The 13,824-nt window shown below is 54.7% G+C and carries 12 protein-coding genes and 1 tRNA gene; 7 read left to right on the forward strand and 6 right to left on the reverse strand.

From position 1 onward, the window contains the following. The first annotated feature begins 142 nt into the window (after window positions 1-142). The 6 genes from ACREYP_RS06965 (at window position 143) to mgtE (ending at window position 7,469) form a co-directional block, all read left to right on the forward strand. Window positions 143-1,237 carry a porin OmpC gene (locus ACREYP_RS06965; RefSeq protein WP_213712754.1) on the forward strand — a complete coding sequence of 365 codons (1,095 nt, stop codon included), beginning with the start codon at window positions 143-145 and terminating at the stop codon, window positions 1,235-1,237. A 130-nt stretch (window positions 1,238-1,367) separates the two neighbouring features. Next, on the forward strand, window positions 1,368-2,414 hold the full coding sequence (gene apbE / locus ACREYP_RS06970; protein ID WP_336819234.1) for an FAD:protein FMN transferase ApbE: 1,047 nt from the start codon (window positions 1,368-1,370) through the stop codon (window positions 2,412-2,414). Between the two features lie 73 nt (window positions 2,415-2,487). Beyond that, a complete protein-coding gene (ada, locus tag ACREYP_RS06975) occupies window positions 2,488-3,561 on the forward strand; it encodes an Ada family protein (RefSeq protein WP_498881206.1) in 1,074 nt (357 codons plus the stop codon). Further along, window positions 3,561-4,202: a DNA oxidative demethylase AlkB gene (gene alkB / locus ACREYP_RS06980; protein ID WP_336819232.1), complete on the forward strand. Its 642-nt coding sequence runs from the start codon at window positions 3,561-3,563 to the stop codon at window positions 4,200-4,202. The genes ada and alkB overlap by 1 nt, the downstream gene beginning before the upstream one ends. A gap of 83 nt (window positions 4,203-4,285) precedes the next feature. Beyond that, complete coding sequence (locus ACREYP_RS06985) at window positions 4,286-5,932, forward strand: multidrug ABC transporter permease/ATP-binding protein (RefSeq protein ID WP_498881207.1); 1,647 nt, start codon at window positions 4,286-4,288, stop codon at window positions 5,930-5,932. Between the two features lie 109 nt (window positions 5,933-6,041). Continuing rightward, window positions 6,042-7,469: a magnesium transporter gene (mgtE, locus tag ACREYP_RS06990; RefSeq protein ID WP_498881208.1), complete on the forward strand. Its 1,428-nt coding sequence runs from the start codon at window positions 6,042-6,044 to the stop codon at window positions 7,467-7,469. A gap of 111 nt (window positions 7,470-7,580) precedes the next feature. On the opposite strand, the gene ACREYP_RS06995 is transcribed toward mgtE, so the two are convergent. From ACREYP_RS06995 to ACREYP_RS07005, 3 genes are all read right to left on the reverse strand, one after another. Next, window positions 7,581-7,657: transfer RNA gene (locus ACREYP_RS06995), tRNA-Pro, on the reverse strand. A gap of 76 nt (window positions 7,658-7,733) precedes the next feature. Beyond that, window positions 7,734-9,497: an LPS biosynthesis-modulating metalloenzyme YejM gene (gene yejM / locus ACREYP_RS07000; protein ID WP_008459861.1), complete on the reverse strand. Its 1,764-nt coding sequence runs from the start codon at window positions 9,495-9,497 to the stop codon at window positions 7,734-7,736. A 19-nt stretch (window positions 9,498-9,516) separates the two neighbouring features. Continuing rightward, complete coding sequence (locus ACREYP_RS07005; RefSeq protein ID WP_008459871.1) at window positions 9,517-9,744, reverse strand: YejL family protein; 228 nt, start codon at window positions 9,742-9,744, stop codon at window positions 9,517-9,519. Between the two features lie 136 nt (window positions 9,745-9,880). Here ACREYP_RS07005 and yejK point away from each other — a divergent pair, with 136 nt between their 5' ends. Further along, on the forward strand, window positions 9,881-10,888 hold the full coding sequence (gene yejK, locus ACREYP_RS07010) for a nucleoid-associated protein YejK (RefSeq protein ID WP_008459874.1): 1,008 nt from the start codon (window positions 9,881-9,883) through the stop codon (window positions 10,886-10,888). 53 nt (window positions 10,889-10,941) lie between these two features. On the opposite strand, the gene ACREYP_RS07015 is transcribed toward yejK, so the two are convergent. The 3 genes from ACREYP_RS07015 to radD form a co-directional block, all read right to left on the reverse strand. Next, window positions 10,942-11,397 carry a DOPA 4,5-dioxygenase family protein gene (locus tag ACREYP_RS07015; RefSeq protein ID WP_336819230.1) on the reverse strand — a complete coding sequence of 152 codons (456 nt, stop codon included), beginning with the start codon at window positions 11,395-11,397 and terminating at the stop codon, window positions 10,942-10,944. Window positions 11,398-11,491: 94 nt separating this feature from the next. Beyond that, window positions 11,492-11,776, reverse strand: a complete 285-nt coding sequence (rplY, locus tag ACREYP_RS07020; RefSeq protein WP_008459879.1) for a 50S ribosomal protein L25 — start codon at window positions 11,774-11,776, stop codon at window positions 11,492-11,494. A gap of 127 nt (window positions 11,777-11,903) precedes the next feature. Beyond that, a complete protein-coding gene (radD, locus tag ACREYP_RS07025) occupies window positions 11,904-13,664 on the reverse strand; it encodes a DNA repair helicase RadD (protein WP_336819229.1) in 1,761 nt (586 codons plus the stop codon). Window positions 13,665-13,824 lie beyond the last annotated feature (160 nt).

Here is a 13,824-nt window from a genome sequence, read left to right on the forward strand (position 1 = left end):
TGAAACATCTATATAGTTTTCGTATCATATTCTCGTTGGATTATTCAGTATTTGTTTTGGACAATGAATTTGCCGACTGATTAGAGGGTTAATCAGTAAGCAGTGGTAAATAAAATAAGGCATATAACAGAGGGTTAATAAGATGAAAGTTAAAGCACTGTCCCTTCTGGTACCGGCTCTGCTGGTAGCAGGCGCTGCAAATGCAGCCGAAATTTACAACAAAGACGGCAATAAATTAGACCTGTACGGTAAAGTTGATGGTCTGCACTATTTCTCCAACGATAAAGGTAATGACGGCGACAAAACCTACGTTCGTTTTGGCTTCAAGGGCGAAACTCAGATCAACGACCAGCTGACCGGTTACGGCCAGTGGGAATACAACGTTCAGGCGAACAACACTGAAAACTCCAGCAACCAATCCTGGACTCGTCTGGGCTTTGCTGGTCTGAAGTTCGGTGATGCGGGTTCTTTCGACTACGGTCGTAACTACGGCGTTGTTTACGATGTCACTTCCTGGACTGACGTTCTGCCAGAATTTGGTGGCGATACTTACGGTGCAGATAACTTCCTGCAGTCTCGTGCTAACGGCGTGGCAACCTACCGTAACACTGACTTCTTCGGTCTGGTTGATGGCCTGAACTTTGCTCTGCAGTACCAGGGTAAAAACGGTAGCCAGTCTGGCGAAGCTAAATCCGAAGGCGGTCGTGGTATTGTAAACCAAAACGGTGACGGCTTCGGCGGCTCCCTGACCTATGCACTGGGCGAAGGCTTCAGCGTTGGTTCAGCGATCTCCAGCTCTAAACGTACCGCAGATCAGAACGCTGCCGGCGTGCTGGGTCACGGTGATGATGCAACCACCTACACCGGTGGTCTGAAATACGACGCGAACAACATCTATCTGGCAACACAGTACACTCAGAGCTATAACGCTACTGCTATCAACAAATCTGGCTTTGCAAACAAAGCACAGAACTTTGAAGTGGTTGCTCAGTACCAGTTCGATTTCGGCCTGCGTCCATCCATCGCTTACCTGCAGTCTAAAGGTAAAAACATCGAAGGTTACGGCAGCCAGGATATCCTGAAATACGTTGATGTGGGCGCGACCTACTACTTCAACAAAAACATGTCTACCTACGTTGACTACAAAATCAACCTGCTGGACAAAAATGCCTTCACTCAGGCAACCGGCATCGGTACCGATGACGTTGTGGGTGTAGGCCTGGTTTACCAGTTCTAATTTAGCTCAAGCTAACAAAGGCGCCGCAAGGCGCCTTTTTTATGTCTCAAACCTCAATGGCTCGCCGCTTGCTCCCTCTCCCGGCCGCTTTTGCTGTACCCTTACGCTCCCGAAACTGGAGACTGACACCATGGATTCACGCATTATTCGTCACGGCTGGCTTGCCGTCGCTCTTTTCGCTCTCTCAGGCTGCGATAACGCTCAGCCTGACGCCACAAAGGCCATGGTGCTTGAGGGGAAAACCATGGGAACTTACTGGCGCGTGAGCCTGGCGGACGTTGATGATGCACAGAAAGCCTCACTGCAGAAAAAAATTCAGGATCAGCTGGATGCCGACGATCGGCTGATGTCGACCTGGAAAAAAGACTCGGCGCTTTCCCTTTTTAACCAGTCCGCCAGCACTGAGCCGTATCCGGTGAGTGAGGCGATGAGTGATATTGTCACAATGTCGCTGCGCATCGGTGCGAAAACCGATGGGGCGATGGACATTACAGTCGGGCCTTTGGTCAATCTGTGGGGCTTCGGGCCCGATAAACAGCCGCTGCACACGCCGAATCAGGCACAGATTGATGCCGCCAAAGCCTTAACCGGTTTGCAGCACCTGAAGGTGGTGAATGCTGCCGGTAAGCAATGGCTGCAAAAAGATCTTCCCGGCCTGTATGTCGATCTGTCGACCATCGGGGAGGGTTACGCCGCCGACCATCTGGCCCGCCTGATGGAGCAAAATGGCATTAGCCGCTATCTTGTTTCTGTCGGAGGCGCGGTCACCACTCGCGGCACTAATCCGGCGGGAAAAGCCTGGCGGGTGGCTATTCAGAAACCGACCGATCGGGAGAATGCCGTGCAGGCAATGGTGGATATCAACGGCCACGGGATCAGTACCTCAGGCAGTTACCGCAACTATTACGAGCTGGACGGCAAGCGTATTTCCCACATCATTAACCCACAGACCGGGCGGCCTATTGAACATAAATTAGTTTCCGCTACCGTCATTGCACCAACGGCGATGGAAGCCGATGGCTGGGACACGGGGTTGATGGTCTTAGGGGAAGAAAAAGCCAAACAGGTTGCGGAGAAAGAAGGCCTGGCCGTTTACCTTATCAGCAAAGAAGGGGACGGATTCCGGAGCTGGATGTCGCCTCAGTTCAAAACCTTCTTGCTTGACGAAAAAAATTAAAAAGCAAGAACCCGAGTTTTTCATCCGGCCTGTGCTGCCATGATGGTATCGTTAAATTAAGCATGAGGTCGCGATGATGAAGCAGACAAACGGGTATATTACAGAGCAGCAGCGCTGGCAGGCGGTGGAACAGCGCGACACGCAGGCCGACGGGCAATTCGTTTTTGCCGTCAAAACCACCGGTATTTTCTGCCGGCCTTCCTGCAGCGCGCGCCGTCCGCTACGTGAAAATACCGCTTTCTACGCCACACCCGAAGCGGCGCTAGAGGCCGGGTTTCGCGCCTGCAAGCGCTGTCAGCCGGATAAGCTTGCCCCTGAGCGCCAGCGAGTGGCGCGTATTGCAGAAGCTTGCCGGATTATTGAATCCAGCGAAGTACCGCTGACCCTGGATGAGCTAGCCGGGCGGGTCGCCATGAGCAGCTTTCATTTCCACCGCCTTTTTAAAAGCGTCACGGGCCTGACGCCAAACGCATGGCAAAAAGCGCATCGCGCTCGTCGTTTACGTGCTGGCCTGGCACAAGGGAAAGGGGTGACAAACGCCATTTTTGATGCGGGTTTTCAGTCAGGGAGCGCGTATTACCATCAGGCGGATGCTGCGTTGGGCATGACGGCAAGCCAGTATCGTAAAGGTGGTGCCCGTGCTCATGTCCAATTTGTAGTTGGCACCTGCCAACTGGGGGAATTCCTGGTGGCGGAAAGCGAGCGCGGTATTTGTGCAATCCTGTTGGGTGAGAACGCCGAAACGCTTATCGGTGAGCTGGAAACTGAATTTCCTTCGTCACAACTTACTCCGGGCGATGAGGCATTCGCTTCACGCGTGGCACAGGTCATTGGTTTTATCGAATCGCCTACGGCTGAGTTTTCGCTGCCGCTGGACATTCGCGGGACGTCATTTCAGCAACAGGTATGGCAGGCGTTACGATCCGTTCCGCCAGGATCTACCGTTAGCTATAGCGAACTGGCGGAACGTATCGGTAAACCTGCTGCCGTGCGGGCGGTGGCCGGAGCCTGCGCGGCTAATACGCTTGCAGTCGCCATTCCCTGCCACAGGGTGATCCGCAGCGACGGTGGTTTGTCCGGCTATCGCTGGGGCGTGGAGCGCAAGCGTCAGCTGCTGGAAAACGAAACGAGAAGGCAGAAAGAATAATGCTGGATTTGTTTGCTGATGAATCTCCGTGGGAAGAGCCGCTTGCCGAGGGCGCGACAATTCTGCGGCGCTTTGCCCGGGAAGAGGCCGCCGCGCTGCTGGCCGGTGTTGGGCAGGTTTCTCAGCAGGCGCCTTTCCGCCATATGGTGACGCCTGGCGGCTACACCATGTCGGTGGCTATGACCAACTGCGGCGCATTAGGCTGGAGCACCAATCAGAATGGTTACCTCTATTCGCCACAGGATCCGCTGACCGGGCAGGGCTGGCCATTGATTCCGGAAGTATTTCTGTCCATTTGCCACCGAGCCTCGCGCACGGCGGGTTATCTGGATTTTGAACCCGACGCCTGCCTGATCAACCGCTATGCCGCAGGCACCAAACTCTCTCTTCATCAGGATAAAGACGAGCCTAATTTGCGCCAGCCCATTGTTTCGGTTTCGCTTGGCTTGCCTGCCATATTTCAGTTTGGTGGCCTGCAGCGCGGAGACCCTTTGCAACGTATCATGCTGGAGCATGGTGACGTTGTGGTATGGGGGGGCGCATCAAGGCTTTTTTATCACGGTATTCTGCCGCTCAAACCCGGTTTTCATCCTCTCACCGACCAATTCCGCTACAACCTGACCTTTCGTCGTGCTTCGTAAGGCGAATAAAAATAAGAATTATTCTTGATGTGGGCGGCGAGCCGTTTAAACTGCTCGCTGTTTTATTTTGCCGGTAGGGAATTATGGAGCTACTTCGTGTGGTTTATCGCCAGTATCGCTGGCCTTTTGTAATGGTCATGGCGTTAAGCCTGGCCAGTGCGGCGCTAGGCATTGGCCTGATTGCGTTCATTAACCAGCGTCTGATTGAGACACCCGATCTTACCTTCGCGGTTCTGCCAGAGTTCATGGGATTACTCTTGTTGCTGATGGCCGTGACGCTGGGTTCGCAGCTGGCGTTAACCACCCTTGGACACCATTTTGTTTTTCGTCTGCGTAGCGAGTTTATCAAGCGCCTGATGGACACCGACGTAGAGCGCGTCGAGCAGTTGGGCAGTGCTGCGCTGTTGGCGGGGCTAACCAGCGACGTGCGCAACATTACGATTGCCTTTGTTCGCCTGCCGGAACTGGTGCAAGGCATTATTCTGGCTATCGGTTCCGCCGCTTACCTTGCCTGGCTGTCACCTAAAATGCTGGGCGTGACCACCGTATGGCTGGTTATCACCATTGTGGGCGGTTATCTGCTGGTGGCGCGGGTATACAAACACATGGCCCAGCTTCGTGAAATTGAAGACCAGCTTTATGATGATTATCAAACCGTTATCGAAGGGCGCAAGGAACTGGCCCTGAACCGCGAACGTGCGGAGCGGATGTACGAAGACACCTACACGCCTCACGCTGCCGATTATCGAAACAATATTATCCGCGCAGATACCTACCACCTTAGCGCCGTGAACTGGTCCAACATTATGATGCTGGGTGCGATTGGGCTGGTGTTTTATATGGCTAATAGCCTGGGCTGGTCCGACACCAACGTAGCGGCAACCTTTTCTTTAACGTTGCTATTTTTGCGTACGCCACTCCTTTCCGCCGTCGGGGCGTTACCGACGCTGCTGAGCGCCCAGGTTGCCTTCAATAAGCTGAATAAGTTCCAGCTCGCCCCGTACGATGCTGCGTTCCCCCGTTCGAAGGCCGCCGGGAACTGGCAGCAGATTGAAATGCGCGATGTGGTGTTTCAATACGGGGATAATAGCTTTAGCGTTGGCCCGCTGAACCTCACTATCAAGCGCGGGGAACTGCTGTTTCTGATTGGCGGTAACGGCAGCGGAAAATCGACCCTGGCGATGTTGCTGACAGGACTTTATCAGCCGGTCAGCGGGGCGATTTATCTTGATGGCCAGCGCGTTGAGGCCCGGACGCAGGATGACTACCGCCGGCTATTCTCAGCGGTATTCACCGACGTTTGGCTGTTTGACCGCCTTCTGGGGGCACAGGGTAAACCGGCTAATTCTGAGCTGGTAAACAGCTGGCTCGAGCGGCTGAAAATGAGCAGTAAGCTAGAGCTGGACAACGGCACCATTCTCAACCTCAAGCTTTCGAAGGGGCAGCGCAAGCGCGTGGCGCTGCTGCTGGCGATAGCGGAAGAGCGAGATATCATCCTGCTCGACGAATGGGCCGCAGACCAGGATCCTCATTTCCGGCGTGAATTCTACCAGGTATTGCTGCCGTTAATGCAGCAAATGGGGAAAACGGTCTTTGCCATCAGCCATGACGATCACTACTTTATTCACGCTGACCGGCTTCTGGAAATGCGCCAGGGCCAACTCAGCGAGCTGACCGGCGACGAGCGGGCACAAGCTTCACGCGATGCCGTGGCAAGAACGGGTCATTGAGTCAGCGCCACCTAAACAAAGTAAAAAAACCAGCCAATTAAGGCTGGTTTTTTGTTTTCTTCATCCCGTCAGGCTATAAACTAACTCGTCGTTTCCAGGGAATTATTTTATGACCGCCATTCAGAAGTACAGCACCAAAGAGCGTGACCAGGACAGGGCACGTATTCTGCAAATTCTGTTGACCAACAAAGCCGTCGCCAGCGGTATTCTGGCCAAAGAACCTTTCGCTGAAACACAGAGCGCCGAGCAGGATATCGCCGAGATAGTGACGCTGGTTGGGCGATTGCCCGCGCCGGATCTCGCCGATGTCCTGGAAGCCTTGCCAACGGAAGAGCGCTTAGCGCTATGGAGCCTCGTCACCGAAGACCGACGCGGTAGCGTGCTGGTTGAGGCTTCAGAGACGGTCTGGGATGACCTGATTGAAGATATGAGCGATAAAGCACTGCTTAATGCGCTGCGCCCGCTGGATATCGACGATCAGATCTATCTGGCGCAGTACCTTCCTCGCGATCTGGTCGGGCGTTTGCTGGCCACGCTGCCGCAGAATGAGCGCACGCAAGTTCGCCAGATCCTGCATTATGACAAGCACAGCGTTGGCGCAATCATGGATTTTGAAGTGATCACCGTGCGCCCAGATGTCACGCTTGCCGTTGTGCAGCGCTACCTTCGTATTCGCGGCAAAGTGCCGCAGAACACCGACAAACTGTTTGTCACCAGCCGGGACAAAACGCTGTTGGGTGAGCTGGACCTCACCGCGATTCTACTGCATTCGCCGCAAACGCCGGTGCTGAAGGTGATGGACTACAACCCCACCTGCTTCGCGCCGGAAGATCATGACGAGCAGGCCGCGCGTACCTTTGAACGCGATGACTTGATCAGCGCCGCAGTGGTTGACAGTACCGGCAAGCTGATGGGGCGCTTAACGGTGGATGAGATTGTTGACGTGGTGTACGAGGAAACCGACAACGACCTGCGCCGCATGGGCGGCCTGAGCACCGAAGAGGATGTCTTTGCACCCGTCAGCAAAGCCGTGCGCACCCGCTGGGCCTGGCTTGCCATTAACCTTTGTACGGCGTTTGTGGCCTCACGCGTGATTGGATTATTTGAACATACCATTTCGCAACTAGTGGCTCTGGCATCGCTGATGCCGATCGTGGCGGGCATCGGTGGTAACACAGGTAACCAGACGATCACCATGATTGTGCGTGCGCTGGCGTTGCAGCATATTCAAGCGGGTAACATCTCCTTCCTGATGCTGCGTGAGCTTGGCGTCGCGTTGATCAACGGGCTGGTCTGGGGGGGCGTGATGGGGGGCATTACCTGGCTGTTGTACAACGACGCGGCGATGGGCGGCGTGATGACGCTGGCGATGATCCTGAATCTTCTGGTTGCGGCGTTGATGGGCGTGGTGATTCCAATGACGATGACCAAACTGGGCAAAGATCCTGCCGTCGGCTCAAGCGTGATGATCACCGCCATTACCGATACCGGCGGATTCTTTATCTTCCTGGGGCTGGCTACGCTGTTTCTGTTGTAAGTGTAAAACACCGCACAAAGCCGCCAGTTCAGGCGGCTTTTCTTTTGGCTGTTCAGGCAAAATCTAGGCACAAAAAAACCAGCCATAAGAGGCTGGTTTTCAATGTTTATTTGGTCGGCACGAGAGGATTTGAACCTCCGACCCCCGACACCCCATGACGGTGCGCTACCAGGCTGCGCTACGTGCCGACGCAGAAGAATCATAGTACATTTTTCCGCGTTGATTGCAAGGGAATACGCGGCTAACTGTCTTATAAATAAACAATTAGTTGGCGATGAAGCGCTTCTCGTCAGTCAGCACCTGCAGCAGCAAATCAAGCTGCGGCTTGGTTTCATTGATCCGTTTACCCTGCAGATCGTACATCCGATAGTTGCCGTTGTTATTCAGCACCAGCGTCATCTCGGGCGTTGTCACGGCCAGGGTTTGATTGTCGGCACCAATCACCCAATTGTTACGGCGCGTCGCGGCAAATAAATCCTCCCCCTGAGAGTACTCATTGGCCGCCGTTTTAACGTGCAGCAGACGCTGCATCAGGGTGGTCATCACGTCCTGATGATCGGTGAGTTTGGTGATGGTCTGCGCAGGTGTGCCCGGCCAGTGAATCACTAGCGGCACCTGAATCCGCGCACGTGACCAGGCGAAAGAATCACGCTGGTCGCCGAGCGGAATCCCGTGGCCTGCGGTAATGATAACCACCGTGTTTTGCAGCTTGCCTGCAGCTTCCAGCGCATCCAGTACGCGTTTAATTTGCTCATCAACATTACCGGCTGCGCGGGAATAGCGCTGCTCAAAGCCCTGTTGATTTCCGTTATCGTCGATGCTGGTGCCGTTAAAGGCGACCCAGGAGAACCAGCGATTGTCCTCGGAAGCATACTGGTTAAGCCAACTGATCCACTGTGTTGCCGTCTGGCCGTCGGTCTGGTTTTTGGCCGGGCGCAACGAGAAATCAGACAGCAGGGCCTGGCGGTACATCGCCGAGTTAAAGCCGTCGGATGCAAACAGGCCAAGCTGGTAGCCCTGCTGATTTAAACCCGTAATCAGTGCGGCAGGGGTGCGGTTTGACAGCACACCGTCCATATAAGCCGGGGAGATACCGTAGAACAGGCCGAACATGCCGCTATCGGTGTTATTCCCGGAACTCATGTGCTGAGTAAAGCGGATATTATCGTGGGCAAATGCCTTTAGCGCCGGCATATCTTTGCTCATGCTTGCGGCATTCAGCCCGTCAACGGTAATCAGCAGCACATTGTTACCAAGACCCATATCGCGAAATTGCAGATTACTCAGCGGATACTGGACCGACAGCGCTGCCGGGCTACCTTGCTCCACCAGCCTGCGCTGGTATTCCTTAGCATCCAGCAGGCCGTGTTTTTCAAGGAAACGACGGGCGGTCATTGGGTATGAGAGCGGCAGATTAGCCCGCTGCATGGTAATCGGGCGATAGAAGTTAGCATCCGCCCAGATGTACATCAGGTGGCTACTAAAGAAAGAAATAAAGAACAGAATCACTAAAGGACGCGCGTATTGCCGACGACGCCCGAGGCTGCGCAGTTTTTGCCAGCTCCATGTCGCAAACAGCATCTCAATAAGCAAAATCACCGGCACGCTGATAAACATCAGCTGCCAGTCACGGGCCATCTCCCCCTGGTCAGGGTTAATCACCAGTTCCCAGACGGTGGGATTCAGGTGGAGGTGGAAACGCGTGAAAACTTCGCTGTCTATCAGCAGTAACGTCATGCCAGCCGTGGCCAGGGCCGCGCTGATAAAGCGCAGCAGGCGCTGCGACATGACGATAAACGTCAGCGGAAAGATAAGCAGTAAATAGGCGGCAAACACCAAAAAACTGAAGTGCCCAACAACGCTCACGTACGAATAAATTCGCCCCGTCAGCGTCGTTGGCCAGTCGGCGATAAACAGATAGCGGCTACCCAGCAGCATGGCCAGCAGGATATTAAACAGGGCGAACCAGTGCCCCCAACTGACCATTTGGGAAACTTTTTCGCGGTAGCGCTGACGGTTAGTCACCATAACTTGTTACGATAGTTCCTTAGTGGGCTTTATCTTCGCTCACCGAAGCTTGAAGCGCCTCAGCAAAGGAGCGAGCCAAAGGACGACGCTGAGCGGACGCCACGTCGGTGTTTATCAGATTGGTGACCATATTTCCCAATACCATCAGGGAAAGATCGGTAGGCGCGTGGTGTTTTTCCAGCACGGCTGCCAGTTCGGTCAGCATCGCTTCAACTTGTTCGTCACTGTAGCGGGATGTTTGTGGCATAAATTAAAAATCATTCGTATTCGGGAAAGGGCATTATCTTACCGTAGCAGGGACGATTTTTCCGCTTTTTTATCACGACTTGCGTCCCGGGAGCGGCAGTGGTTGAATACCGCCCGGTCTTAAAGGAGAGTTTAACATGAGTCTGGATATCAACCAGATTGCCCTGCATCAATTGATTAAGCGCGATGAGCAGACGCTGGACGTCGTGCTGCGCGACTCGCTGCTGGCAACTGACGGTGCCGTCGAAGAGATGATGGCGGAACTGCATCGCGTATATAGCGCTAAAAATAAAGCTTACGGCCTGTTCAGCGAAGAGAGCGAACTGGCCGAAGCGCTGCGCCTGCAGCGAAATGGCGATGAGGATTTTCTTGCCTTTACCCGTGCGGCGACCGGTCGTCTTCGCGATGAGCTGGCAAAATACCCGTTTGCCGACGGCGGTATCGTGCTGTTCTGCCATTATCGATATTTGGCGGTCGAATACCTGCTGGTGGCGGTGTTGAACAATCTGAGCAGCATGCGCGTTAACGAAGAGCTGGATATCAGCGCGACTCACTATCTCGATATCAACCATGCGGATATCGTGGCGCGTATTGATTTGACCGAGTGGGAAACCAACCCGGAATCTACCCGCTACCTGACCTTCCTTAAGGGCAGAGTGGGGCGCAAAGTGGCCGATTTCTTTATGGATTTCCTGGGCGCCAGCGAAGGGTTGAACGCCAAAGCGCAGAACAAAGGTCTGCTGCAGGCGCTGGACGACTTCACGAACGAAGCTCAACTGGACAAAAACGAACGCCAGGCCGCGCGCCAGCAGGTTTACGCTTACTGCAACGAACAGCTTCAGGCGGGGGAAGAGATTGAACTTTCTTCGCTGGCGGATGAGCTGCCGTGGGCGGTTGATGACAAAAACTTCCAGCAGTTCACCGCCGAAAAAGGCTATGAGCTGGAAGAGAGCTTCCCGGCGGATCGCGGCACGCTGCGGCAGCTGACCAAATACGCTGGCAGCGGCGGCGGGCTGACGATTAACTTCGATGCCATGCTGCTGGGGGAGCGTATTTTCTGGGATCCGGCAACCGACACCCTAACCATTAAAGGGACGCCGCCGAATCTGCGCGATCAGCTTCAACGCCGTTCCTCTGGTAAATAACCTGCCAACACGGCCCGCCTGTTTTTAGCCGGGCCGTATCATCCTGCTGATGCTTAAGGCGACATCGTCGGGGCAGTATTCGGGATGTAGTCTGGCTCCGGTCCTTCGTTTTCAGGCAGTTGCTGCAAATGGCGGATCTCCAGCTTTTGCCCCATCCAGACGGCGTGATCGGTATGATCGGCCCTGGGTTGCCCGGTGTTGGGATGCAGCAGTACGGTTAACCCGCAGCGGTTCAGCATCAACCACGGCGCAAATCGCGCAAACGCCTCCGGCATAAAAGCAACCTGATACATTGGCAGCGCATGAGGGCCAACGGGCACATCGTGCCAGCGCCCCAGCAGGACTGAAAAACGCAGCGCAATCTCTGCCCGAATCCGTTCCGCAATCAGCCTTTGTTCAGGCGTCTCGAAATAGATATGGGCGTGGTAGCTTTGTATCGTCCTGATAGCCTGGATATCCTTCTCTACGGCGGGTACCCGCGATGCACCCGCAGGGATTTTTTCAACCATGGAATTTGTCTCTTTTGGCCAGGCGTGGCGTCGGAAATGCTTATATAACAAAAAACCCCGCCGAAGCGGGGTTTTTTTCGAACTTAACTCGCGATTAAGCGCGAACGAAGTCGATGTGAGTCAGTTTTGGCTTGAACGGGTGACGCTGCACAGCCTGAACTTTCACTTTTACTTCTTTACCGTCGATAGACAGGGTCAGAACTTCTTCGTAGAAACCAGGTTTAGCCTGCTGGTTCATTACGGCGTCGTGATCCAGTTCGATGGATACAGGAGCTTCCGCGCCACCGTAAACGATAGCTGGGAATTTGTTTGCTGCACGCAGGCGGCGGCTCGCACCCTTGCCATGCTCTTTACGTTCTACTGCATTGATAGTAAACATTGACTGTTTCTCTTTAAATAAGCCTGCTACAGGCGACCCAGCAGCAGGTAAAGTTTTCTGCTTTGCGGATGCAAAAGCGGGCGGCATTATAGCCGTATCCGGCTCTGTCGGCAATGAAAAGTACCCGTTAGCCGCGTAATTCGTTGGCCCGGCGGAAGCGCCCCTGGTAGTCAAAAACCTTTTCACGGACGTTCCAGAACTGGCCATTTTTACGGGCTACCACAAAATCTGGATGGCGTAGCAGCGGCTGCTGAGCCACAACATCCGCGACGGTGATCCAGCGTAACGGCACGCCGGGCGCGCGCGAGTGCGGGCGGATAAACAACTGTTCGAACGCCATGCGCTGGGCCGGCGTCTGGAGACGGAAGCGCTCGCTGACGTCTGCGCCATCTTCGTCGTAATAGGTGATTTTAAGCCAATCGCCTTTAGCGTCTCCGCCGGACTGAAGCGTCATGCCGCTGCAGCGCAGCACCAGGGCATCTTTCAGCTTCAGCGCCGCTTTAAGCATATCGTCCGGGTCGACCAGGACGTGGTCACACTGATGGCAGCGGCGGGCGGCGATATCGTTTTCAGCATTGCAGTTTGGGCAGTTTTTGAAGCGGAAGCGGTAATCGCACTGCTCGCGCAGGCCGTCATCGTCTTCAAACCAGCCCTGACAGCGGCGGCCAAAGTGTTCAATCACCTTGCCATCAGCGGTGGTTTTTCCCCAGAAGGTATTGGCAAACCCGCAGGCAGGGCAAAAAACCTGCACCGGCACGTTGTCGCTCCTCCCTTTGGCGTGGCCCACTTCCGGCGTGAATAAATCGTGTGGGTTTCCGGCATAGTCGAGAATCAAACAGTCTTTTTTCCCCGGAGAGAGACGCAGGCCGCGACCAACAATTTGTTGGTAAAGGCTCACGGACTCGGTAGGGCGCAGAATGGCTATCAGATCCACGTGCGGCGCGTCAAAGCCGGTGGTTAGTACCGCCACGTTCACTAAAAAGCGGAACTGCTGATTTTTAAAAGCGTCGATGAGCGTGTCGCGGGCAGGCCCTGGCGTGTCGGCTGTAATCAGGGCCGCGTCGCTTGCGGGCAGCAGGGCGGTTATCTCTTTCGCGTGCTCTACCGTGGCAGCAAAGATCATCACGCCGTGCCGGTCTGCGGCAAATTCAACGATCTGGCTAATGATATGCGGCGTGATGCGTTTTTGTTGTTTCAGCTCGCGGTTCAGATCCGCTTCGCTGAACAGCCCGTTGGACTGCGCCTGCAGACGGCTAAAATCGTACTGCACCACCGGCATATCCAGCCGTTCCGGCGGCGTCAGGTAACCATGCTTAATCATATAGCGCAGCGGGAGCTCGTAAATGCAGTCGCGAAACAGCGCCTTTTCATCGCCGCGAACCATGCCGTGGTAATGAAACTGATAAATCCAGCCTTTGCCGAGGCGGAAGGGCGTGGCGGTCAGCCCCAATAGCCGCAGCCGGGGATTGTTACCGCGCAGATGCGCCAGAATTTGCTGATACTGGCTTTCGTCACTGTCGCCGATGCGGTGGCACTCATCGACAATCAGCAGGGAAAACTCACCGTGGAAATGCTCGAGGTTGCGGGCCACGGACTGAACGCTGCCGAACACGACTTTGCCCTGGCTTTCCTTGCGCTGCAGGCCAGCGGCGAAAATATCTGCCTCCAGCCCGAGAGAGACATACTTCGCATGGTTTTGCGCCACAAGCTCTTTCACATGAGCCAGCACCAGCACGCGCCCGCGCGCCACTTTTGCAAGCTCCGCAATCACCAGGCTTTTGCCCGCACCGGTGGGCAACACGATGACGGCAGGTTCAGGATGCTTGCGGAAGTAGCTGAGGGTGGCATCCACCGCTTCTTGCTGGTAAGGACGAAGAGTAAAAGACATGGCCGGGCGGTTTTTCAACCTTGTTATCAAATGACTGCAACGATTATGCCATAAAGCACCGTTTTACCTTGAGAGAGTTTTTGATGTCGCTATACTGGCAAACTAATTATCAGGCAAACCAATTTCCACCTGAATGTGGGCTCCAGCCCCTGCCGCACGC

The organism is Enterobacter sp. TMH.L2 (assembly GCF_050847315.1).
GTDB lineage: Bacteria > Pseudomonadota > Gammaproteobacteria > Enterobacterales > Enterobacteriaceae > Cedecea.

Excerpts from the sequence above, each read along its gene's own strand:
- rplY (WP_008459879.1), bottom strand. The coding sequence starts at position 11,776 with ATGTTTACTATCAATGCAGTAGAACGTAAAGAGCATGGCAAGGGTGCG.
- ACREYP_RS06985 (WP_498881207.1), top strand. The coding sequence starts at position 4,286 with ATGGAGCTACTTCGTGTGGTTTATCGCCAGTATCGCTGGCCTTTTGTA.
- alkB (WP_336819232.1), top strand. The coding sequence starts at position 3,561 with ATGCTGGATTTGTTTGCTGATGAATCTCCGTGGGAAGAGCCGCTTGCC.
- radD (WP_336819229.1), bottom strand. The coding sequence starts at position 13,664 with ATGTCTTTTACTCTTCGTCCTTACCAGCAAGAAGCGGTGGATGCCACC.
- mgtE (WP_498881208.1), top strand. The coding sequence starts at position 6,042 with ATGACCGCCATTCAGAAGTACAGCACCAAAGAGCGTGACCAGGACAGG.
- ACREYP_RS07015 (WP_336819230.1), bottom strand. The coding sequence starts at position 11,397 with ATGGTTGAAAAAATCCCTGCGGGTGCATCGCGGGTACCCGCCGTAGAG.
- ada (WP_498881206.1), top strand. The coding sequence starts at position 2,488 with ATGATGAAGCAGACAAACGGGTATATTACAGAGCAGCAGCGCTGGCAG.
- yejM (WP_008459861.1), bottom strand. The coding sequence starts at position 9,497 with ATGGTGACTAACCGTCAGCGCTACCGCGAAAAAGTTTCCCAAATGGTC.
- ACREYP_RS06965 (WP_213712754.1), top strand. The coding sequence starts at position 143 with ATGAAAGTTAAAGCACTGTCCCTTCTGGTACCGGCTCTGCTGGTAGCA.
- yejK (WP_008459874.1), top strand. The coding sequence starts at position 9,881 with ATGAGTCTGGATATCAACCAGATTGCCCTGCATCAATTGATTAAGCGC.
- ACREYP_RS07005 (WP_008459871.1), bottom strand. The coding sequence starts at position 9,744 with ATGCCACAAACATCCCGCTACAGTGACGAACAAGTTGAAGCGATGCTG.
- apbE (WP_336819234.1), top strand. The coding sequence starts at position 1,368 with ATGGATTCACGCATTATTCGTCACGGCTGGCTTGCCGTCGCTCTTTTC.